This window comes from Streptomyces sp. NPDC056738 (assembly GCF_042790435.1).
In the GTDB taxonomy this organism is placed as follows: domain Bacteria; phylum Actinomycetota; class Actinomycetes; order Streptomycetales; family Streptomycetaceae; genus Streptomyces.
In genome coordinates this window covers 548,142-570,713 of record NZ_JBHTZF010000002.1, presented here as the reverse complement: position 1 = coordinate 570,713, position 22,572 = coordinate 548,142, and the positions used below count along the sequence as shown (strand labels likewise).

The 22,572-nt window shown below is 71.6% G+C and carries 19 protein-coding genes; 9 read left to right on the top strand and 10 right to left on the bottom strand.

Translation table 11 applies throughout. The annotated features are described in order from the left end of the window. Nucleotides 1–145: 145 nt before the first annotated feature. Complete coding sequence (locus tag ACFRIC_RS06245; RefSeq protein WP_382780147.1) at nt 146–478, top strand: putative quinol monooxygenase; 333 nt, start codon at nt 146–148, stop codon at nt 476–478. Nucleotides 479–540: 62 nt separating this feature from the next. Here the strand turns inward: ACFRIC_RS06245 and ACFRIC_RS06240 are convergent, their stop codons facing one another. The 8 genes from ACFRIC_RS06240 to ACFRIC_RS06205 form a co-directional block, all read right to left on the bottom strand. After that, nucleotides 541–1,572, bottom strand: a complete 1,032-nt coding sequence (locus ACFRIC_RS06240) for a medium chain dehydrogenase/reductase family protein (RefSeq protein WP_382780145.1) — start codon at nt 1,570–1,572, stop codon at nt 541–543. A 111-nt stretch (nt 1,573–1,683) separates the two neighbouring features. Then, nucleotides 1,684–2,154, bottom strand: coding sequence for a DUF5990 family protein (locus ACFRIC_RS06235; protein WP_382780141.1), 471 nt, complete (start codon nt 2,152–2,154; stop codon nt 1,684–1,686). A gap of 269 nt (nt 2,155–2,423) precedes the next feature. Further along, nucleotides 2,424–4,064 (bottom strand): phosphoglucomutase (alpha-D-glucose-1,6-bisphosphate-dependent), encoded by a 1,641-nt coding sequence (pgm, locus tag ACFRIC_RS06230; RefSeq protein WP_382780138.1) that lies wholly within the window; start codon nt 4,062–4,064, stop codon nt 2,424–2,426. 172 nt (nt 4,065–4,236) lie between these two features. After that, entirely contained in the window at nt 4,237–5,232 is a 996-nt protein-coding gene (locus tag ACFRIC_RS06225) for an MASE1 domain-containing protein (RefSeq protein WP_382780135.1), read from the bottom strand. 124 nt (nt 5,233–5,356) lie between these two features. Beyond that, nucleotides 5,357–6,187 carry a PP2C family protein-serine/threonine phosphatase gene (locus ACFRIC_RS06220; protein WP_382780132.1) on the bottom strand — a complete coding sequence of 277 codons (831 nt, stop codon included), beginning with the start codon at nt 6,185–6,187 and terminating at the stop codon, nt 5,357–5,359. A 136-nt stretch (nt 6,188–6,323) separates the two neighbouring features. Next, nucleotides 6,324–8,504, bottom strand: coding sequence for an MMPL family transporter (locus tag ACFRIC_RS06215; RefSeq protein ID WP_382780129.1), 2,181 nt, complete (start codon nt 8,502–8,504; stop codon nt 6,324–6,326). Nucleotides 8,505–8,591: 87 nt separating this feature from the next. Further along, on the bottom strand, nt 8,592–9,368 hold the full coding sequence (locus ACFRIC_RS06210) for a hypothetical protein (protein ID WP_382780126.1): 777 nt from the start codon (nt 9,366–9,368) through the stop codon (nt 8,592–8,594). Further along, complete coding sequence (locus tag ACFRIC_RS06205) at nt 9,365–9,985, bottom strand: TetR/AcrR family transcriptional regulator (RefSeq protein ID WP_382780124.1); 621 nt, start codon at nt 9,983–9,985, stop codon at nt 9,365–9,367. Before ACFRIC_RS06205 ends, ACFRIC_RS06210 begins: the two co-directional genes overlap by 4 nt. Nucleotides 9,986–10,252: 267 nt before the next feature. Here ACFRIC_RS06205 and ACFRIC_RS06200 point away from each other — a divergent pair, with 267 nt between their 5' ends. From ACFRIC_RS06200 to ACFRIC_RS06165, 8 genes are all read left to right on the top strand, one after another. After that, a complete protein-coding gene (locus tag ACFRIC_RS06200) occupies nt 10,253–11,188 on the top strand; it encodes an ATP-binding cassette domain-containing protein (RefSeq protein WP_382780122.1) in 936 nt (311 codons plus the stop codon). Next, nucleotides 11,185–12,033, top strand: a complete 849-nt coding sequence (locus ACFRIC_RS06195) for an ABC transporter permease (protein WP_382780120.1) — start codon at nt 11,185–11,187, stop codon at nt 12,031–12,033. Before ACFRIC_RS06200 ends, ACFRIC_RS06195 begins: the two co-directional genes overlap by 4 nt. Nucleotides 12,034–12,183: 150 nt before the next feature. Next, the gene (locus tag ACFRIC_RS06190) at nt 12,184–13,548 is read left to right on the top strand and encodes a sensor histidine kinase (RefSeq protein WP_382780117.1); all 1,365 of its coding nucleotides are present in this window, start codon (nt 12,184–12,186) and stop codon (nt 13,546–13,548) included. After that, entirely contained in the window at nt 13,545–14,225 is a 681-nt protein-coding gene (locus tag ACFRIC_RS06185) for a response regulator (protein ID WP_382780115.1), read from the top strand. Before ACFRIC_RS06190 ends, ACFRIC_RS06185 begins: the two co-directional genes overlap by 4 nt. A gap of 51 nt (nt 14,226–14,276) precedes the next feature. Beyond that, the gene (locus ACFRIC_RS06180; RefSeq protein ID WP_382780112.1) at nt 14,277–14,717 is read left to right on the top strand and encodes an OsmC family protein; all 441 of its coding nucleotides are present in this window, start codon (nt 14,277–14,279) and stop codon (nt 14,715–14,717) included. A 207-nt stretch (nt 14,718–14,924) separates the two neighbouring features. Then, nucleotides 14,925–15,401 (top strand): ATP-binding protein, encoded by a 477-nt coding sequence (locus ACFRIC_RS06175; protein WP_382780109.1) that lies wholly within the window; start codon nt 14,925–14,927, stop codon nt 15,399–15,401. 200 nt (nt 15,402–15,601) lie between these two features. Continuing rightward, on the top strand, nt 15,602–16,552 hold the full coding sequence (locus tag ACFRIC_RS06170; protein WP_382780106.1) for a Ppx/GppA phosphatase family protein: 951 nt from the start codon (nt 15,602–15,604) through the stop codon (nt 16,550–16,552). Nucleotides 16,553–16,915: 363 nt separating this feature from the next. After that, entirely contained in the window at nt 16,916–17,161 is a 246-nt protein-coding gene (locus ACFRIC_RS06165) for a hypothetical protein (RefSeq protein WP_382780104.1), read from the top strand. Nucleotides 17,162–17,237: 76 nt separating this feature from the next. Here ACFRIC_RS06165 and ACFRIC_RS06160 read toward each other — a convergent pair whose 3' ends face one another. Together ACFRIC_RS06160 and ACFRIC_RS06155 are read right to left on the bottom strand one after the other, a co-directional pair. After that, entirely contained in the window at nt 17,238–19,781 is a 2,544-nt protein-coding gene (locus tag ACFRIC_RS06160; RefSeq protein WP_382780101.1) for a discoidin domain-containing protein, read from the bottom strand. 399 nt (nt 19,782–20,180) lie between these two features. Beyond that, complete coding sequence (locus tag ACFRIC_RS06155) at nt 20,181–22,469, bottom strand: M4 family metallopeptidase (RefSeq protein WP_382780098.1); 2,289 nt, start codon at nt 22,467–22,469, stop codon at nt 20,181–20,183. Between the last annotated feature and the right edge of the window lie 103 nt (nt 22,470–22,572).

Below are 22,572 nucleotides of genomic sequence, written 5' to 3'. Positions count from 1 at the left end.
GACAGGGCTCCGCAAGGCCGTTCGAGAACGGGCCCCGGACAGGAGCGATCCGGTCGCGGAGGTTCCCCCGATCGGCCTACAGGCCCCTGGCGTTCCCCTGCCGCGGGCGGCACAGAATGGCTCGACACCGACGCGAGGAGCCCTCATGATCTTCATCACCGTCAAGTTCAGCGTCCGCCCCGAGGACGCGGAGAAGTGGCCCGAGATCACCGCCGACTTCACGGCGGCCACCCGCGCCGAGGCCGGCTGTCTGTGGTTCGACTGGTCCCGGAGCCTGGACGACCCGACGGAGTACGTCCTGGTCGAGGCCTTCCGGGACGACGAGGCCGGCGCGTCCCACGTCCAGTCCGCGCACTTCAAGGCCGCCCAGCAGGCCCTGCCCCGGCACCTGACCGCGACACCGCGCATCGTGAACATGAAGATCCCCCAGGACGACTGGTCCCTGCTGGGCGAGATGGTCGTGGAGGAGCAGCCCTAGCTCCGGAGGACAGCGCGCCTCTCCCCCGAGGACACCGCGACCCCGTACGACGGTCCGGCGCCCTACGGATTGAGGACGACCTTTCCGGCGACCGTGCCGGACTCGGCCAGCCGCAGGGCCTCGGCCGCCTCGGTCAGCGGCAGCCGGGCGGCGATCCGGGCGGTGACGTCACCGCGCTGGAGGGCGCCGAAGACCTGGGTGAGGTCGGCGCGCAGCCGGGCCCGGAAGCGGCTCCGGGACAGGGCGCGGCCGGCCCAGATGTTGAAGAAGTACGCGTGGCGGCCGTTGGGCAGGGCGTTCCACAGCCAGACCCGGCCGAGCAGCTTGAGCACGGGCCACTGCTTGGACCCCGTGTCGTCCCGGGTGGAGGCGCTGCCGTAGGCCACGAGCGTGCCGCCGGGGGCGAGCAGGCGCCAGGAGTCGACGGCGCTGCGGCCTCCGACGTGGTCGAACACGGCGTCGACCCCGCCGGGCGCGAGTTCACGTACGCGTGCCGCGACGTTCCCGGCGCGGTAGTCGACGGGGATCACACCCTGCTCCCGCAGGGCGTCGTGGTGGCGCGCCGACGCGGTACCGATCACCTCGGCGCCCGCGGCGCGCGCGAGCTGGACCAGGACCGAACCGACGCCGCCGTTGGCGCCGTGGACGAGAACGGTCCGGCCCGCGCGGATCCGCGCCTTGCGGTGCAGCATCTGCCAGGCGGTGATGCCGTTGACGACCACGGTCTCCGCCTCGGCGGCCCCGATCCCGTCGGGCACCGGTACGACGTCGGCCGCGTCCACGCATACGTGGCTGGCCCAGCCGCCGACCTTGAGGAGGGCGGCGACCCGGGTGCCGGCCAGCCCCGGGTCCACTCCGGGTCCGGTGGTGAGAACCGTGCCGACGAGGTCGTAGCCGGGCACGAAGGGGAACGGCGGCTGGTCGTAGTACCGCCCGCGGCGCATCTGCTGCTCGGCGAAGGAGACGCCGGTCGCCTCCATCCGGACGACGACCTGACCGGGGCCCGCGACGGGCACGGCGCCGTGCCGGATCTCCAGCCCCTCCGGCTCCACCTGGCCCGGCAGGACGACCTCGACGAGCCCTTCGGCGTTCATGACGACCTCCACTGCGTTCCGCGAGTTATCTGCTATCGCTTTAGTTAGAAGATATAACCGGCAAGCGTGAGCGTCAAGAGCTTTCGTTAGAGGTTCTAACTCTCGGTGGGACTAGGCGGCGGCTTCGGCCGTCCACGCGATGTCCGGGGGCACGACGCGGGCGCAGCGCGGATGGCCGTGCGCGTCGGTCAGACCCAGCCGCGCGACGAGGAGCCCCTCGCGCGCGGCCTCGGCGAGCACGTCGGCGGGGACGGCGTCGAGCATCAGCTTGGCGCGGCGGAACATGCTGAAGACCCCCGCCTCGTCGACGGTGCCCCACGACAGATAGATGAACCGGTGCCCCAGGCGGTGCTGGAGGTAGGGCCCCTTCAGTTCCGGCCCCGTCGGCGAGGGCGCGACCGTGCAGTCGAGCGTCCAGGTCGCGCGGGCGGCGTCGCCGGGCTGGGGGTCGAGCAGTTCGGCCGGACGGTCACGGCGTTGCACAGCCACATGGATGTTGTCGTACACCGGGACGGTGCCACGGCCGTCGGGGACGGGACAGGTGCGGCCGGGCAGGTCGTGGGCGTCGATACGGATGCGCATACGGGCCATCATGCCGCCGAACCGCCGACGGACAGACGGCGCGCCCCCAGGCCTTGCCCGACCGTCCCGTCCGCCTGCCCGTTCCGCCCACCCGGCCCTCCCCGTCCACGCCCACCCGGCCCTCTCCGTCCGCCGGGACGGCCGGCGACGACGCGAACCGGCCGGACAGGCCCCGGCACCCGCCGTCGGCCGGGGCTTCCGGATCCGGCTCTACGAAGCGCGGTTCGGCATGATCGAACCGCCCCGCGACTCCGTCGTGTCCGGCCGGGTCAGCCGGACAGGGCCGCGGAGACCACCGCCTTCGCCTCGTCCTGCACCCGGCGCAGGTGATCGGTCCCGAGGAACGACTCCGCGTAGATCTTGTACACGTCCTCGGTCCCCGACGGGCGGGCGGCGAACCAGGCGCTCTCGGTGGTCACCTTGATGCCGCCGATGGGCGCGCCGTTGCCCGGCGCCTCGGTGAGGACCGCGGTGACCGTCTCCCCGGCGAGGGTGTCGGTGGTGATCTGCGCGGGTGACAGCTTGGCCAGGAGGGCCTTCTCCTCGCGCGAGGCCGGGGCGTCGATGCGCTCGTAGGCCGGCTCACCGAAGCGCGAGGTGAGCCCGGCGTAGTGCTCGGAGGGCGTCTTCCCGGTGACTCCGGTGATCTCGGAGGCGAGCAGGGCGAGGATGATGCCGTCCTTGTCGGTGGTCCAGACCGAGCCGTCGCGGCGCAGGAAGGAGGCGCCCGCCGACTCCTCTCCGCCGAAGCCGAGGGAGCCGTCGACCAGCCCGTCCACGAACCACTTGAATCCGACGGGCACCTCGACCAGTCGGCGACCGAGGTCGGCGGCGACCCGGTCGATCATGCCGGACGACACCAGGGTCTTGCCGATCCCCGTCCCGGCGGGCCACTGCTCCCGGTGGGAGTAGAGGTAGGCGATGGCGGCGGCGAGATAGTGGTTGGGGTTCATGAGGCCGCCGTCCGGGGTGACGATCCCGTGCCGGTCGGCGTCGGCGTCGTTGCCCGTGGAGATCTGGAAGCGATCCCGCTGTTCGATGAGCGAGGCCATCGCGTAGGGCGACGAGCAGTCCATCCGGATCTTGCCGTCCCAGTCGAGCGTCATGAAACGCCAGGTGGGGTCGGTGAGCGGGTTGACCACGGTCAGGTCCAGCGCGTGCTGCTCGGCGATGCGCCCCCAGTAGGCGACCGACGCCCCGCCCAGCGGGTCGGCACCGATGCGGACTCCGGCCGCCCGGATCGCGTCCAGGTCCAGCACCTGCGGGAGATCGGCCACGTAGGTGCCGAGGAAGTCGTGACGGCCGGTGCCGGGCGCGGCGAGCGCGCGGGCGTAGGGGATACGCCGTACGTCCTTGAGGCCGTCCCTGATGAGTTCGTTGGCCCGGTCCTGGATCCAGGAGGTCGCCTCGGAGCCCGCCGGGCCGCCGTTCGGGGGGTTGTACTTGAACCCGCCGTCGGCGGGCGGATTGTGGGAGGGGGTGACGACCACACCGTCGGCGAGGCCCGCGGAGCGTCCCCGGTTGTACGTGAGGATGGCGTGCGAGACCGCCGGTGTGGGCGTGTAGCCGTCCGCGCTGTCGAGGAGCACGGACACGTCGTTGGCCGCGAACACCTCCAGGGCGGTGACCTTCGCGGGTTCCGAGAGCGCGTGGCTGTCGGCGCCCAGGAAGAGCGGGCCGTCGATGCCCTGGCCGTCCCGGTACTCGCAGATGGCCTGGCTCGTCGCGGCGATGTGGTCCTCGTTGAACGCGGTCGCCAGGGACGAGCCGCGGTGTCCGGACGTGCCGAAGGCGACGCGCTGGCCGGGTTCGGCCGGGTCGGGGTGGAGCGCGTAGTACGCGGTGACCAACCGGGCTACGTCGACGAGGTCCTCGGGGCCGGCCGGACGGCCCGCTCGCTCGTGCTGCATGTACCCGCACCTCCACGTCGGTGGTTCTTCGCTGGTGGTCTCATCCTTCCCCACCGGGCCGTACGACGGCACGGTGCCGTCGGGGCAGCCGGAAGGGGCGCCGGACCGCGTCCCTCGGGAGTGCGGTCGGGCGCCCGCGGAACAGGGCGGCAGCGGCGCTGGTGTCCCGCCGTCAAGCGTGGCCGTCCTCCTCCACGGGAGGCGGTCTGGGCGTGGGATTCCCGGCCGTCAGATGTTCGAGGACCTCCACCAGTTCTTGGCAGGCCAGTTCGACGGAGCGTCTGGTGTTGCGCTGTTCGGTGATGACGGCGGACAGGAGGAGGGCCGTCAGCGCCATGGTTCCGTTGAAGGCCTGGAGTTTGATCATGACTTCGACATGGCTCAGCCGGTGGAAGGGACCCACCTCCTGCGTCGCCGCGACGGTGGCCATGACGGAGGCGAAGAGGGCGCACACCAGGCTGCCCGCGAGTTCGAACCGCAGGGCCGCCCAGATCAGCAGCGGATAGACCAGGAACAGCATGCTGATGGAGCTGCGGGTGGCGACCGGCACCAGGACCGCGGCCGCGACGAGGATGAGGGCGGCCTCCTTCCACCGTGACAGGCCCACCGGCGCTCGTATGGCGTACAGCATCAGGATGACCGGGGTGACGATGAGGACGCCCATCGCGTCGCCCACCCACCAGGCCAGCCAGACCGGCCAGAAGTCGCCCAGGGCCAGTTTGTCCGTCACCACCAGCACGCCGACGTCCGCGGTCGCGCTGATCGTCATGGCGCCCAGCGCGGCCAGGAAGACCAGGGCGAGACCGTCGCGGAACCGGCTCAGATCCGTGCGGAAGTGCACGGCGAGCAGCAGGAGGTAGGCGCAGACCGGCGCGATCGTGTTGCCCGCGACGATGCCCGCCGCGGAGGGCTGGAGCGTGGAGAACGAGGAGAGGGACAGGACGACCAGGAGCGCCCCGATCGCGATCCCGAGCCACGCCCGGATCCCGAGGAGCAGCAGGGCGGCCACCGCGACGCCGCTGGGCGGCCAGATGGGTGTGAACACAGCGCCTTCGACCGTGAGCCGCCGCATGAGTCCCAGCCGTCCTGCTCCGTAGTAGCAGGCGGCGATCACCAGTGTCTGAAGGGCGAAGACGGCCGGTCGGCGCATCTCCTGTGTAGCCACCACAGAGCCATCAGACACCGCCGGGGCCCTGTCGGCGAGGCGAGGCCGCGGTGGTCGCCCGTGACGGCGGGCGCGGCCCACGCGGTCCCAAGGAGGTCCCGTCAGGGAAGCCGGACGGCCTGTCGCGTCACCGGAGCGGGACGGTGGGCGCGCCGTGGCGGACCACGAGGACGGCCGCGTCGTCCTCGTGCCCCACGCGTTCGGCGCCCTTGATGACGCGGGCGGCCAGGGAACCGGCCGACAGGCCCGCGACGGCGGCGACTCCGGCGAGCCGTACGACCTGGTCGAGTCCTTCGTCCACGTGCATCGAGGGACCCTCGACGACACCGTCGGTCAACAGGACGAAGACGCCGCCGGTGGTGAGGCGGTGCCGAGTCACCGGGTAGCGCATCCCGGCCTCGATGCCGAGCGGTGGGCCGCCCTCGTCCTGGGTGATGCCGGCCTTTCCGTCCGCCGACGCCCAGACGCAGGGTATGTGCCCGGCCCGCGCGCTCTCCAGCATGCCGGTGGCGGGGTCGAGGCGCATGAAGGTGCAGGTGGCGAAGAGGTCGGAGCCGATGGACAGGAGGAGGTCGTTGGTCCGGGTGAGCAGCTCCCCCGGGTCCCCGGCGACGGAGGCCAGGGCCCTCAGGCCGACCCTGACCTGCCCCATGAACGCGGCGGCCTCGATGTTGTGTCCCTGCACGTCGCCGATGGACAGACCGATGCGTCCGTCGGACAGCCGGAAGGCGTCGTACCAGTCGCCGCCCACGTTGAGGCCGTAGCAGGCGGGCGCGTACTGGACGGCCACGTCGAATCCCGGGGCGGAGGGCATGTCGCCCGGAAGCATGCCGCGTTGCAGCGCGATGGCCAGTTCGACCTGTGAGCGCTGGAACTCCGCGCGTTCACGTGCCTGGGCCGTCAGCGATCCGAGCCTGGTGAGCAGCTCGTCGTCGTCGGTCGGCAGCTTGCGGGTCATCGACCACCCCGGAGGAAAGACCACACATGAGAGAAATGTCAACAAATCGCCACTATCGGATGATAGCGACCGTGGCGGCTCGACCCCGCATCGACCTCGCTCGGCGGCTCCCCGAGCGGGAGCCGCGTCCCCTGCGTCAGACGGTCCAGTTCGGCAGCCGGCGGTCCAGCCATTCCGGCAGCCACCAGTTGGCCCGCCCCATCAGGAACATGAGCGACGGTACGAGGACGAGGCGTACGACGGTGGCGTCGAGGACGACACTGATGGCGAGGCCGAGGGCGAGCATCTTCACCACGACGGCCGGTGAGCCGGTGAAGGACAGGAACACGGCCGTCATGATGAGCGCGGCGCAGGTGATGACCCGCCCGGTGAGCGAGAGGCCGGTGCCGACCGAGCGCTCGTTGTCACCGGTCGCGTGCCACTCCTCGGCGATGCGCGAGAGCAGGAAGATCTCGTAGTCCATCGACAGGCCGAAGACGATGGCGAACATCATCATGGGGACGTAGGACTCGATCGGCACGGGCTCGCCCAGGCCGAGCAGGCCGTCGCCCCAGCCCCATTGGAAGACGGCGACCAGGACGCCGTACGACGCGCCGGTCGTGAGCAGGTTCAGGGCGACCGCCTTGAGGGGGATCACCAGGCTCCGGAAGACGACCGCCAGGAGCAGGAACGCGGCGACGAGCACGATGCCGATGATCAGGGGCAGGCGTTCGGTGACCGTGTCGCGGAACTCGAGCTGGCCCGCGGTGCTCCCGGTCAGGTGCCCCGTCGCGCCGGTGCCTTCGAGGGTCCGGGGCAGGGCGGTGTCGGTGAGGGTGGCGAACAGGGTCCCCGTGTCGGCCGACTGGGGGCCGGTGGCGGGGACGACGGTGGTGACGAGGATCCTGCCGTCCGGGCTGGTGCGCGGGGGTGTCACGCGGGCGACGCCGTCCGTCCCCGTCAGCCCGTCGGTGACCAGGTCCGCGACCCGGTCGGCGGACACGGTCGCGTGGGTGAGGTCGACGACCAGGGTGAAGGGTCCGTTGGCACCCGGCCCGAAGCCGGGACCGTCGGCGTCGGCGATCCAGTCGTAGGCGTCGCGGGTGGTGCTGCCCGCCGGGTCCGCGCCGTCGTCGATGTGTCCGAGGCGCATGGAGAACAGCGGTACCGAGCAGAGGACGACGACGGCGAGTCCGGCGGTGAGGAACCGCCACGGGTGCCGGGCGACCAGGCGCGCGTAGCGGTGCCATCCGTCGTGGTCACCGGAGCTCTCGGCGACCGGCCTGCGGCGGACACGGAGTACGTCGACGCGGCGGCCCACGAGTCCCATGGCCGCGGGCACCAGGGTGAGCGCCGCGGCCGCCGTGACGACCACCGCGACGGTGGCGGCCAGCCCCAGCCGCCCGATCATGGTCAGACCGCAGGCGTACAGGCTGAGCAGGGCCACGGCGACCGTGCCGGCGGCCACCAGAACCGCCTTGCCGCTCACGGCGGTCGTGCGGCCGACCGCCGTACGGGGATCGTCCCCGTCGATCACGTACTGACGGAACCGCGTGATCAGGAAGAGCGCGTAGTCGATGCCCACGCCGAGCCCGATCATCGTGGCCAGGGTGGGGGCCGAGGTGGCGAAGGTGAGCGTGCCGGCCACGATGCCGACCACCCCGAGGCCGACGCCGACGCTGATCAGGGCGGTGACCAGCGGCATGAGGGCGGCGGCGACACTGCCGAAGGCGAGCAGCAGCACGATCAGCGCGGCGCCGACGCCGGTCGCCTCGGCGAGGGCGTCGTCGGCGGGGGCGCGCACGATGTCGTGCAGGTCGCCTCCGTAGCCGACGCCGATTCCCGCGTCCCTGGCGGGAGCCGTCGCCTCGTCGAGCCGCTCGGTGTAGGCGTGGCCGAGGGACTTCAGCTTCCGGTCGAAGGACACCGCCGTGTAGGCGGTCGCGCCGTCGGTGCTGGTCACCGGTGCGGCGACGGCGGTGACATGGGGCAGACCCTTCAGACGGCCGAGCGTCTCCTCCACCGCTGTGGCGTGGTCGGACACCGTGCCCGAGTCGACGTGCAGGACGACCTTTCCGCCGGCCGCACCCGCCGCGGGGTCGGACCTCGCCAGCAGATCGGCGCCGCTGCTCGCCTGGCTGCCGGGGAGGGTGACCTCGTCACCGAAGGTCGCGCCGACCGCGTGCCGGCCGGCGAACGCCGCCGCCAGCACCACCAGCCAGGCGGCGATCACCCACACGGCGTGCCGCGCGCAGAAGGCGCCCGTGCGGTGCAGGGCGGACGGCCGGGGCGCGACGGGAAGCGGCGCCAGGGACAGCGGGGCAGGGGGAAGGGACACCGCGCCTCCAGAAGAAGTGACAGGGCTGCCACAACTTAACCGGGAAGATGACAGTGCCGTCAATTGTCATCCCTGCCACTTTTATCGTCAGCTCTCGGCCTGCCCCTTCGCCGACGCACACGCGGAAGCCGAACCGGTTACGCCCGCCGCGTTCACCGCCTGCCCCGCACGGGCGGGTGCCACGGTGAAGTCCAGGACGAGACCGGCGCCTTCGGCGTGGGCGCCGACGAGCGCGGTGCCCCGGGGCAGCTCCTTGATCTCGACGGTGCGCGGCTTGAGCCGGGCCGCGAGTCCCCCGGCGCCCGGCAGCGCGGACAGCTCCGACACCGGGACCTCACGGCCGAGGACCAGGACGCTCTTCGGGGTGATGGTGAGGCCGTGGGACGTGGTGGACAGGGTGGTGGCCACCGTGACGGGCAGACCGGTGGCGCCCGCGGAGCCCGTGAGGGTGAGACGGGTGCCGTCCGTGCCCGTCTTCAGCCCCTCGGTGCCGGCGCCGCCCCGGAGACCGGCAGTGTGGTCGAGCGCGGCGTAGGCGATGGTGGCGGTCGCGGTCCCGCCGGAGGTGGCACCGCCGGTCGACACGTCGCGCAGGTGCGCGTCGACGTCCATGTCGGTGCCCTGGCGGCGCACGCCCTCGGCGCTGACGTGGACGGCGCCGACCGTGCCGGTGAGCGCCTTGAGTCCGGCCAGGGTGTCGTCGAGGTCGACCCGCACCCCCTTGGTCGTGCCGAGGCGGCACGCGGCGGTCTCCGCGACCCGGCCCCGCACCTTGTGCTCCACGAAGAGATCGGTGGTCACGGCTGCCGCGACCACCACGGTCAGACCTATGGCGGTGACGGCGTAACGACGGCGACGGTTCACGAGGGAGTGGCTCCGATCATGGTCAGGAAGGTGAAGGCCTGCGGGAGCAGCCGGTCGGGTTCGACGGGAACTCCGGCCGTACGGCGGTCGCGCAGGGTCCGCAGGACGGCCCGCGCGGCGCCCAGCGCACAGTTGGCGATGACGGCGGCCCGCAGGTCGGCGTCCGGCTCCTCCGCGGGGAGGCGCTCCAGGACGAGCGCGGTCAGACGTGCCTCGAACTGCTGGAACTGACGGGACAGACCCTCGCGCGCCTGTTCGCGGATCTCGCCGAGCGGATGGGCGAGGGCGGTCAGGCTGCTGGTGGCGAAGTAGGAGACCGCGTCCGTGATGGCGCCGCAGGCCGCTTCGAGCGGCGTGTCGCTGTCCGGCCGGGCCAGGAACGCCTCCTCTATGCGGGCGAAGAGCTCGATCCCGTCCGGGAGGAGGAGGGCTTCCTTGCTGTCGAAGTAGCGGAAGAAGGTCCGCTCCGACACGTTCGCCTCGGCGGCGATGTCGGCCACCGTGGTCTGCGCGAAACCGTGCTCGGCGAAGAGCCGGCCGGCGGCCTCGCGCAGCCCGCGCCGGGTCTCTTCCTTCTTGCGCTCGCGCAGACCTGGCTTCTCGGTTCTCTCTGGCATGGTGACACCCTCACCACCGGCGCCGGGCCTGTCAATTGTCACCCCTGCCATTTCGGCGCACAGGGTTCCCGCACCGTCGGCGCGTGGTTGAGGGAGCAGCCCCTTGACCGGTCCGGTCATCCGAACGCCGTAGCGGGGTGATACCGCGGTACTACGCGCCCCACCCCAACCGAGCTCTCCGGTACCACGGTTCCGGCGCGGACGTCTCCTAGCGTTGTGGGTGAGCAGTCAGGTGGGGGGCCTGCCCCCGAAAGCAAGGGAACTTCGATGATCGAGGCACAACAGCTGACGAAGCGGTACGGGGAGAAGACGGCGGTGGACCAACTGGACTTCGTCGTGAAGCCCGGCACCGTCACCGGCTTCCTGGGCCCGAACGGCGCGGGCAAGTCGACCACCATGCGCATGATCGTCGGACTGGACGCACCGTCCGGCGGCAGCGTCACGGTCAACGGCAAGCACTACGCGCAGCACAGCGCCCCGCTCCAGGAGGTCGGCGCGCTGCTGGAGGCCAAGTCCATCCACCCGGGCCGTTCCGCTTTCGACCACCTCATGGCTCAGGCCTACACCCACGGCATTCCGCGCCGCCGGGTGGAGGAGGTCATCGAACTGACCGGCCTTCAGTCCGTGGCCAAGAAGCGCGCGGGCGCCTTCTCCCTCGGCATGGGCCAGCGCCTCGGCATCGCCGCGGCCCTCCTCGGCGACCCGGCCACGATCATGCTCGACGAGCCGGTCAACGGACTGGACCCCGAGGGCGTGCTGTGGATCCGCAACCTGCTGACCGGACTCGCGGCGGACGGCCGTACGGTCTTCGTCTCCTCGCACCTGATGAGCGAGATGGCACTCGTCGCCGACCACCTGATCGTCGTCGGGCGAGGGCGTCTGCTGGCGGACACCACCGTGCGTGAGCTCGTCCAGCAGGCCGGCGGCGACACCGTCACCGTGGCGTCCGACCAGGCGTCCCGGCTGCGCGACGTACTGGCCGGTCCCGGCGTCGAGATCACCGGTACGGCCGGGTCCGAGGAGCTCCTGGTGACGGGTCTGTCCGCACGGGCCATCGGGCTCAAGGCCGCCGAGCACGGCATCGCGCTGTTCCAGCTCAGCTCCCGGACCGTCTCCCTGGAGGAGGCGTTCATGGACCTGACCCGCGACGCCGTCGAGTACCACGCCAGCGCCACCGTCGAGGCCCCCGGGAGGGCGGCATGAGCACCGTCACCGTCACCGACAGCCCCGCGCCCGTCCCCGTACGGGCGGCCCGTCCGGAGTACAAGGTCACCGGACGCCGGGTGCTGCGCTCCGAGTGGGCGAAGCTGTGGTCCCTGCGTTCCACGTGGATCACCCTCGGCCTCGGACTGCTGTTCCTCGTCGCGTTCGGTGTCATCGCCGCCGCGCACTACAAGTCCGAGCTCAATTCCGGGCGCCCGCTGCACCGGGACGACGTCGCGGCCACCGCGCTCAGCCTCTCCGTGTTCGGCACGAACTTCGCCCAACTGGCGCTCGGCGTGCTGGGCGTGCTGATCACCGCGGGCGAGTACTCGACCGGCATGATCCGCTCCACCCTGGCCGCCGTGCCGCGCCGCCTGCCGGTGCTGTGGTCCAAGGCCTCGGTGTTCGGGCTGGTCGCGCTGGTCGTCGCGACCGTCGGCGTCTTCGTCGCCTTCACGATCGACAGCGGGATCGTCTCGGGCACGCCCGCGGCCCTGACCCTGTCCCACTCGGGCGTGGTCCGCAGTCTCCTGGGCGCGGGCCTCTACCTCGGCCTGGTCGGTGTGATCGGCACGGCCCTGGGCGCGCTGCTCCGCTCGGTCGCCGGCGGCATCTCCGTCCTGGTCGCCTCCCTCATGCTGGTGCCCGGTCTGATCTCGCTGCTGCCCAGCTCGTGGCAGGACAACATCAGCCCGTACCTGCCCAGCAACGCGGGCGAGTCGATGTTCGCGCTGACCCACGACGCGACCTCGCTGTCCCCCACCGCCGGACTGGTGGTCTTCCTCGGCTGGACCGTGCTGGCGCTGGCGGGCGCCGCCTACCGGCTGGTCCGCACGGACGCCTGATGCCCCGCACCGGCACAGCACCCGCACCCCGGGCGCCACCGCGAAGAACCCGCGGTGGCGCCCGTACGAGACGACAGGGAGGCGCGTACGAGGACGCGGCCGGACCCACAATGAACAGGTGACACCCATGAGCGCGGACCAGTGACTCCCATGAACATCGACGACACCACCCCGCGCGAGCCGGCGGAGGACCCGCCCTTCGCGGAGGCGGAACTGCCGTGGAACCACCCGCTGGCCCGTGCTCTGTCCCGTGTCGGCCGCCGGCTCAAGCGGGGCGACCGCCGGCACCCCTGGATCCTCGACGCGGTCGTGACGGCTGTCGTGGCGCTGCTGTTCTGCCTGCCGGACCTCGTGCACGACGGCGACGGCGACGGCAGGCACCATCCGTTCGACACCGAGTTCACCCACCTGACCCTGCCGGGGACGCTCGCGCTCCAGGCCGGGCTGGTGCTCCCGCTGCTGTGGCGGCGCAGGAGGCCCTTCCTCGCCTTCGCGGTGATCACCGGGGTGCTCATCCTCCAGCTCGCGCTGGGCGTCTGGCTGCGCGCCGACGTCGCCGTCCTCATCGCCCTGTACAGCCTGGTCCTGCACGGAGAACTGCGGCGGCTGCCCCTGGCCTGCGCGGTCACCGCCGGCGCGATGGGACTGGTCGCCGTGCGCCTGCCGTCCGGCGTGCACGTGCTCGACGCGCTCTTCTTCCTCTTCAGCACCATAACCGCGGCGGTCGCGCTCGGTCTCGCCGTCCGGATCCGGCGCGGCCAGCTCGCCGTCCTGCGGGACCGCGCGACCCGGCTGGAGGTCGAACGCGACCAGCGCAGCAGACTGGCCGCGGCCGCCGAACGCACCCGCGTGGCCCGCGAGATGCACGACATCGTCGGCCACAACCTCTCCGTCATCATCACCCTGGCCGACGGCGGCGCGTACGCGAGCGACCTCGCGCCGGAACGCGGCAAGCAGGCCCTGCTGCTCATCGGGGACACCGGGCGGCAGGCGCTCGGCGAACTGCGCCGCATGCTCGGGGTCCTGCGCGAGCAGACCGTGGCGCCCAGCGCGCCCGAGCTGAGTCCGCAGCCGGGGATCGGGGACCTCGATGCACTCTGCGAGCGGATCCGGGCGGCCGGGCCGGTCGTGGTCCTGCGCAGCAGCGGCGAACTGGGCGGCCTGGACCGCGGCGTCCAGCTCGCCGTGTACCGCATCGTCCAGGAGGCCCTCACCAACGCCCTCAAGCACGCAGGGCCCGAGACACGCGTCGATCTCAGGGTGAGCGTCGAGGAGACGCTCCTGCACATCGACGTCCACGACACCGGCCCGGGCCCCGGCACCGTGCGCTCCGGGCCGCACGACGACGAAGGACACGGGATCCCCGGAATGAGAGAACGCGCGGCCCTTTACGACGGGACGGTCGTCGCGGGACCGGCCCCCGACGGCGGATGGACCCTGCGGGCCACCCTCGATCTCACCCCTCCGGACGGGACCGACCTCGCTCCCCCGGCCGTCACGGGCGGTGCCGCGTGACCAGCGTGCTCATCGTCGACGACCAGCCGCTGCAGCGCCTCGGCTTCCGCATGCTCCTGGAGAGCACTCCGGACACCGATGTCGTCGGCGAGGCGTCCCACGGCGGCGAGGCCGTCCGCAGGGCCGCCGAACTGCGCCCGGACGTGATCCTCATGGACGTACGAATGCCCGGCATGGACGGCATCGAGGCCACCCGCCGGATCGTCGCCTCCGGCGGCCGCTCCCGGGTGCTGATCCTTACCACGTTCGACCTGGACGAGTACGCCTACGCCGCGCTGCGCGCCGGTGCCAGCGGGTTCCTCCTCAAGGACGCCCACCCGGAGGAACTGCTCGCCGGGATCCGGGCGGTGGCCGGGGGCGACGCGGTGATCGCCCCCGCCCTGACCCGGCGTCTCCTGGACGCGTACGCCCGGCATCTCCCGCACGATCCATCGGGCAACGCCAGGCCGCAGGACGACCCGCGCCTCCAGGCCCTGACCGAGCGCGAGTACGAGATCTTCGTGGCGATCGGCGAGGGGTGGAGCAACAGCGAGATCGCCGAGCGGCTCGTCGTGGCGGAGTCGACGGTCAAGACGCACGTCGGCCGCGTCCTGTCGAAGGTGGGCGTCCGCGACCGCGTCCAGGCGGTCATCCTCGCCTACGACTTCGGTGTCGTCCGGCCGAATCCGCCCGACTGACCCGGGGCCCATCCGAGGCGGACGGCGCGGCGCGACATTAGGGTCGGCGGTATGACTGACGACACTCTGCGCCGCGTCACCGTCGAGCGGACCGGCACCGGGCACTTCACCGCGACGAACGCGCGGGGCGGGACGATCGACTTCGGCACCGGCTCGGGAGACGGCGGGGAGGAGCGGTTCACCCCGGTCGAACTGCTGCTCGCCGCCATCGGGGGCTGCACCGCGGCCGACGTCGATGTCGCGACCGCCCGCCACGTCGAGCCCACGCAGTTCACCCTGACCGTGACCGGCGACAAGATCAGCGACGAGCTCGGGAACCGGATGACCGGTCTCGCGGTCACGTTCTCGGTGGCGTTCCCGGACGGCGAGGAGGGCGACCGCGCCCGCGCCATCCTGCCCCGCGCCGTCAAGACCTCGCACGACCGGCTCTGCACGGTCAGCCGCACGATCGAGGCCGGCACTCCCGTCTCCGTGACGGTCGACGAGGCCTGAGCCTCCCGACCGCGCCGGGCCGGGTGCCCGACCCTGATGCCGGTCGGCTCCGGGACCGCTTCCGGAGACCCCTGACCGCGACCGCTTTCGGGCACCCCGTTCAGCATCCCTTTCCGGCTCCGCGGACGAATGCGCGGCCGGATGGAGTGAAGCCGGATTTCCGGGGCAGACGGCGAACGTCGAAGAGGTGGACGCGGGACGGATCGTATGGGCCAGCAGGTGAGCGAAGCAGGACAGCAGGGACAGCGGGGTGCACTGATCGAGGCCTCAGTCGCGTACGACGGTGATTCCGCGTGCATCGCCCAGGCGCGGGCGTTCACCCGTGAATTCCTGACGCAGGTGCAGGCGGTCGCCGGGCTGCCCGTGTCCGGACGGGTGATGGGCATGGTCCCGCTGGTGGTCAGCGAACTCGTGACCAACGCGGTCAAGTACGCGGGCGGCCCCTGCCTGTTGACGCTCGAGGTCGACCAGGGCGCCGTCAAGGCCACCGTCTGGGATTCCGACCCGACGCTGCCGGTGGCCCGCGCCGCCGAGGCGGGCCGCGTCGGCCAGCACGGGCTGGAGATCGTCATGGCCGTGTGCCATGCCTTCGAGGTGCGCCGGGAGCCCGTCGGCAAACGGATCACCGCCGTGGTGACGTTGGCCGACACGCCGGACAGTGACATGAGTCACTCCACCCCCTGACGCGCCCCCGCGTCACCGGTGCGCCGGCCGTCACAAGACGGCGCGTGCGAAATCCCCTTGGGCGGCCTCTCGATGCCGCCGCGACACCCTCGCGAACCCTTGACGGGCTCCTGACGAGCCGAAACGAAATCGTGTCGCGTCACCACGGCCTGTGTGCGGGACAATGGTGAGTTCACGGATCCCCTTCGACAGGAAAACGGGTGGTTAACACAGTGCGGCAGGCAGGTGTACTAGACGTCGGGTGTCACAGCGCTCTGCTCACCGTGGCGCGGCGCCGCGCCGGGGTCGCCATGGAAGAGGTGCTGTCCCGAAAGGTACGACTCCAGTTGCACGAGACGCTGGACGCCACGGGACGGCTGGACAAGTCGGGTGTCCGCAGCGTGCAGCGGGCCGTGGCCGAGACGCTCGCCGAGAACCGGGAAGCGCTGCCGGAGGTCTACGCGTTCGCCACGTCGGTGATCCGCGACGCGCCCAATCGCGACGAGGTCCTCGCCCAGGTGGCCAGCGCCACCGGCACCCGGCTGCGGGTGCTGTCCGGCGAGGAGGAGGCACGGCTGGCCTATGTGGCGGCACGCCACTGGGCGGGCGAACGGCCCGGCTCCCTGCTGGTGCTCGACATCGGCGGCGGGACGGTCGAGGTGGCGTCCGGCACGTCCAGACAGCCGCGAACGGCCCACTCCCTGCCGCTCGGCGCCCGCACGGTCACCCGCACGTGGAAGCTCGACGAGGCCGTGTCCTCGAAGCGACGGCTCGCCGAGGTGCGCGACCACCTGAGCGACCGCCTCGCCGACGCCGACCTGCCGCACGCCGACCCGGACGGGCGGGTGCTCGCGTGTTCCAAGACCTTCACCCAGCTCGCCCGCTACACCACCGCGGGCAGTGACCGCTCGCGCGCTCCGCAGCGGCTGACGCTCGACGAGGTACGGGCCGCGGTGGGCGTCCTCGCGAAGAACGGCTCGGCCGGCCGCGGCCGTCTGCCCGGCATCTCACGTCACCGGGCCGGCCAGTCCCTGGCCGGGGCGCTGGTGGCGGAGGCACTGATGGAGGCCTGCCGGGCCACGAGCGTGGAGATCTCCCCCTGGTCCACCCGGGAGGGCCTGCTCCTGGAGCGTCTCGGGGCACTGCGCACCAAGAACTCCACCCGGCGCTGACACGGACCGGCCGCCGGGCGGCCGGTCGCCTCGCACGCCCCTTCCGCCGATCCGGCGGGCATCCGTCAAGAGCACGGACAGCGCCCCGCGTTCGGGCCCCTTGAGGCCGACGGGCGATTGCGCGCGCCGGGTCGCACGGGAGCGCCCTGCCCGGCCGCCGGGAACAAACCGGTACCACTCGACGCTGACCTGAACAGTCCGGCGGATGGCCGGAGCGCGGAGTTCCACCCGGTGCGGTGGACCCACCGGCGGATCTGCTCGTGGAAAGGCGTGAGAGCGATGACGGAGTCCGGGCAGCGGCGACTACGGGCGGCCGGGGCGGGCGAGTTGCCCTTGGTGACTTCGTGCGGCCGCAGGATCTCCGTGAAGGAGCTGCTGCTGCCGACACCGGACCGGCAGATCGGCCGCGTGACGCTGGACGTGGGCCCGGACCAGGGCGACGAGCACGGGGTGTGGGCCTCGCTCACGCCCGCCGAGGCCCGTGAACTGGCCCGCCGTCTCCTGGCGCACGCCGCCGGGGTGGAACCGGCGGGGCCGCCCGACCAGGAGACGGCCCGGCCGCACGACCTGAGGCTCGACGCGCCGCGCGGCACGACGCGAGCAAGGTGAGGGTGCCGGCGCTCCCCCGGACCTACCGGGGTGGAGCACCGGCACCCATGTGCCGTTCAGACGGCGCGGTGCGGGATCACGGGAACTGCGTGACCTTGGACGGCACGGTGTCCGTCCCCGAGGTGGGCGCGCCGGTGTTGTTGATGACGTGGGCGTACTGACCCTTGCCACCGAGCGAGATCACCAGGATGTCGTGCATCTTCACCCCGGTCTTCACCGGGACCTGGAAGCCGTGCGCCTGGACGATCGACGGGTCCGAGGTGAAGTTGCAGTAGCTTCCCAGACCCCATGCCTCGTGCGTGGAGACGGAGTCGGCGACCTTGTAGGCCGCGTATCCGACGATGCCGTCATGGGTGACGGCGGCGGCGTTGGGCACGTCGTACGCCTTCTCGTTCTGGAAGAAGATCGTGCGCCCGTTCTCGCCGTTCCACAGCACGTCGTACTTGTTGAAGTGTTCGACGAACAGGCCGGTCGCCAGCACGTCGTCGCCGTTGACCACGAGGCCGTAGTCGGCGCGGTTGGTGTCCCAGCCCACCCCGTCACCGTGGTCGGCGCGCCACAGCCAGGTGTGGTCGATCACGACGTCGTCGCTGTTGACCACGACCGAGTTGGTGGCGAGGCCGGGGCCCGCGCCGCCGATCCGCACGAACACGTCCTGCATGGTCGTGGGGTTGGCGGAGTGGTCGGCCGAGGAGCCCGAGGGACCGATCTGGAGCAGATTCGCGGAGTTGGAGCGGCCCGCGTCGATCAGGAATCCGGCGAGCCTGACCCCGTCGACGTCGGCGACGTGCATCGCGTCGACGCCGTTGTCCGGCACGATCGTCGCGAGGCCGAGGCCCAGGACGACGGTGTTGGCGCGGGTGACGTTGATCGTCTGGTCGAGGTGGTAGACACCCGGCGTGAACAGCAGGTTGAGGCCCTGGGCGAGAGCCGCGTTGATGGTCTCGGCGGTCGCGCCGGCCTTGACGACGTAGAACTGGTCGAGCGGGATCGACGAACCGGCCGTGTTCGGCCACGAGACGCCGCGGGCGTTGGTGCGCTTGGAGGGGACGAACACCTTGTAGGTGCTGCCGTCCAGGTAGAGATAGGGCTTCTCGCGGGAGACCGGGGTGGTGTCCAGGGTGGTGTACGGGCCGGAGTCGAAGTTCGTCGCCGGCGCGCCCTGGACGCCCGTGAAGGTCATGTTCCAGACGCCGTTGGTCCAGCCTCCGACGGAGCTGTCACGGGTGTACCACTGCTGCTGGGAGTACGGGCCGACCGTACCGTCGATCTTGGAGTCGGCGATGTAGCCGCCGGAGGCCCAGCCGTAGCCGTTCGGGGCCAGGTTGAGGCCGCCCTGTACGTGGATACGGCGGAAGGGCGCGGCCTGGGCGACGGCCCAGCGGTCGGTGCCGTTGGAGGGGGTGATCGACAGGTTCTCCGCCGAACGCCAGAAGTTCTGGGTGGCGTTGCCGTTGAACCAGCCCGCGTCCACGGTGATGTCGCCGTTGATGTGGACGTCGTCGGGGTTCAGGCCGAGGCCGGAGACCGAGGTGTAGAAGCCGACCTGGGCGTTGATGTTGTTGTAGGTGCCGGGCTTCATCAGGAACTGGTAGCGGGCGGAGCCGAACTGGTTCGACTCCTGCTGGGCGAAGACCTGGTCGAACTTGGCCTGCAGTCCGGGCGTCGAGGGGTCCACGACGATGACGTTGGGCCCGAGGTCCCCGCCGCCCTGCACGGGCGGGGTGCTGCTCCCCGTACCGGTGTGGACGGCGACCTCCCACAGTGAGTAGCCGTACGCGGTGCCCCGGGTCGTCCCGTAGATCCGTACGTAACGGCCCTTGCCGGAGACGTCGTAGGAGGCGGTGCCCCCGGTGCCGTCGGTGACCGACTTGAGGACGGTCCAGTTCTGGCCGTCGGTGGAGGACTGGATCTGGAAGGCCTTGCCGTACGCGGCCTCCCAGTTGAGGTCGACGCGGCACAGGTCGCTGGAGGCGCCCAGGTCGACCTGGACCCACTGCGGGTCGGCGAAGGTGCTGGACCAGCGGGTTCCGGTGTTGCCGTCGAAGGCGGCCGAGGCGGGGCTCGCCGCGTTCTCGGTGGAGGAGGCGGTGGCCGTCTTGCCCTGCGCGGCGTTGGCCGTGTCACAGGTCGCCGGGGTGGTGGTGCCACCGGTGCCGAAGACCTGGAACTCCCAGAGGGAGTAGCCGTACTGGGTCGCGCGGTGGACGCCGTACATGCGTACGTAGCGGCCCTGGCCCGAGACGTCGAGGGTGTCGGTGCCGCCGTCGCCGCCGGTCACCGTCTTGACGTCGGTCCAGGTGCTGCCGTCCGGTGACGTCTGGATGCGGTAGTCGCTGCCGTACGCGGCCTCCCAGTTGAGGACGACCTTGGTGATGGTGGCCGAGGCGCCGAGGTCGACCTGGAGCCACTGGGTGTCCGTGGCGGCCGAGGACCAGCGCGTGGCCGTGTCGCCGTCGACGGCGTAGGCGGCGGGAGTGCCCCCGTTCTCGTCGGACGAGGACGTGGCCGTCTTGCCCTGGGACAGCGGGAGTTCGGCCGCGGCGGCCGGTCTCTGCAAGGGCAGGGTGACGAGCGCGGCCATTGCGGCCAGCGCGACACCCAGGGTTCTGAGTTTCATGCCGTGACTCCATGCGGGTGGGGTGACGAGCGGAGCGGACACACTTGTTGAGCGACTGAGGAAACAGCCGCTTACGAGGGGAGAACTGTGAACTGACCTACCGGCTCTCTTAGTTCACGCTTTGATTTAAGTAATGAACCATCAGGGTGGCAAGTCCCGTGACGCGAGTTTCTTCAACTCGTGTGCGCGGGCCCCACGTTGGCGGGGCGCTCCGGGGCTGCGACCTGGGCGGCGGGCGTCACCGAGGGGCAGGCGACGGTCCGGATCCGTCAAGGCTTGAAGACGCCGAACGGCCGCGGGCGTCGCCGCCCTGAGGCGGGACGCCCGCGGCCGTTCGGCGCGGACAGCAGACCGTCCGGACCGCTGGGGCGGTCCGGACGGGATCGGGTCAGGCCTCGATCAGGGCGTGATCCTCCACTGCTGGATGTAGCCGACGTCGATCGACGCGAGGTCGCGGACACGCAGCTTCCAGGTGCCGTCGACCGGCTGCGCGGAGGCGTCCACCGTGAACGTCTGGTCCACGTTGTCGGCCGAGCCGCCGCTGCGGTTCAGCAGCGAGTACACGGTCCCGTCGGGGCCGACCAGATCGACCGTCAGATCGCCGCGGTAGGTGTGGACGATGTTGACGTAGACCTCGGTGGTCGGTGAGGCGTTGCCCGGCCGGCCCGTGATCGTGATGGGCGACTCGACCGCGGGGCCCAGGTCGGGGATGTCCACGCGGGTGCTGTTGGCGTAGACGTACGCGATCCGCCAGTGGAAGGCCACCGACACGGCCGCGCCGGTGCTGTCGGTCACCGTGACCGTCGTGTCGCTGGTCCCCGGTGTGACGGGGGTCCCGGAGATCAGTCCGGTGTCACTGATGGACAGACCCTCGGGCAGCCCGGTGGCCGTGTACGTCAGGCTCGCGCCGGTGTTGGTGGTGTACGCGTCGACCTGGAGGGAGACCTCCTGGCCGACCCCGGACGTCTGGTCGGCGAGCGGGGCTATGTTGACCCCGAGGGCGATCCGGTCGCCGACGTTGATGGCCGCCCAGGCGTCGGCGACGGCGAGATACGTGGGGCTGTAGGCGCCGTAGAGGTCACCCGCGGCCCGCAGCGTGGCGGCCCTGGCACCGGCGTAGTCGGTCGAGGACGTCATGTAGGTCGTCAGCGCGCGGTACCAGATCCCGGCGGCGTTCTCGATGCCGATGCCGGTCACCGGCAGACCGTCGTGGGTCGGGCTGTCGTACGACACGCCGTTGACGGTCTTGGCGCCGCTCCCCTCGGAGAGCAGGTAGAAGAAGTGGTTCGCCGGTCCCGAGGAGTAGTGGACGTCGATGCCGCCCAGCGAGGAGTCCCAGTAGTCGCGGGAGGAGCCGTCCTTGGAGGGCTTGTCCATGTAGCGCAGCGGGGCGCCGGTGCCGCGGATGTCGATCTTCTCGCCGACCAGGTAGTCGGGTACGTCGGCCGCGAGGTTCTCGTGGAACTCCACGGCCGCGGCGAAGATGTCCGAGGTCGCCTCGTTGAGACCGCCCGACTCCCCCGCGTAGGTGAGACCCGCGGTGGCCGCGGTGACGCCGTGGCTCATCTCGTGGGCGGCGACGTCGAGAGCGGTCAGGGGGTGCGTGTTGCTCGCGCCGTCGCCGTAGGTCATGCAGAAGCAACTGTCCTGCCAGAAGGCGTTGACGTAGTTGTTGCCGTAGTGGGCCCGGCTGTAGGCGGCGACGCCGTCGTTGCGGATCCCGTTGCGGCCGAAGACCTGCTTGTAGTAGTCCCAGGTCGCCGCCGCGCCGTAGGCGACGTCGACGCCCGCGGTCTGCCGGTCGCTCTGGGCGCCGCTGCCCCAGACATCGTTGTCGTCCGTGAACAGGGTTCCCGTGCCCGAGGTTCCCTGGTTGAGGTCGTAGGTGCGGTGGCCCGCACGGTCGCCGTCGACGAGTTGGTACGACGATCCGGACGGCGTGGTGGAGAGCGGCACCGTACCCACGTACTGGCCGGTCCCCGTGCCCGTCTCGACTGCCTCGTAGCGGGAGGCGACCTTGCCCGAGGACGCGTCGGTGATGACGTGCAGTTCGCTGGGCGTGCCGTCGCGCTGGACGCCGTCGACGACCGATTCCCAGGCGAGGACCGGGCGGGTGCCCGCGGCCCAGACGACGAGCCGGGGCGCTCCGTCGGCGCGGGATCGCGTGACGGCCGCCTTCCGGCTCACCGCGAGGGCCTTCGCCGCGGCGACGCGGGCGGGGATCCCCGGCCTGAGGCTCGGCACGGCGACGCCGGCCCGGCGCGCCTCGGACACGGCGCTGCGGCCGTTCTTCAGATGCACGACCAGGTCGCCGCCGAGCACCGGAAGTCCCGCGTAGGTGCGCTCGTAGCGCGTGTGGGTCGTACCGTCGGCGTCCCGGGTGACGTCCTTGACGACGAGTTTCTCGCGGGCGCCGAGGCCGATCCGCTCGGCGGTGGACCCGGCGGCCGCTCCCGCGCCCTTGAGCAGTGCGGCATGCCGGGCGGGCGACAGCGGGACCTGGAGGGCGCCGGACCGGGGTTCGGCGGCGATACGGGCGACGGTCCTGGTGGGCCGAGGATCGGCGGGGGCGGCGGACGCGGGGGCCGGACGGACGGCGAGCGCCAGTAAGGAGCTCGCGGCGGTGAGGGCGAGGACGGCGGCGTGTCTGCGCCGCCGGGCGGAGAGGGGTTGCCGGTTCAAGGTCATCTCCATCTGCGAGGGGGGTGGCCCGGGGCGGACCGGCCGTCGGGTACGGCCGGTCCGTGGAGAGCCGGGCGGGAAGCAGCGCCGCAGCGAGTGCCGCACGAAG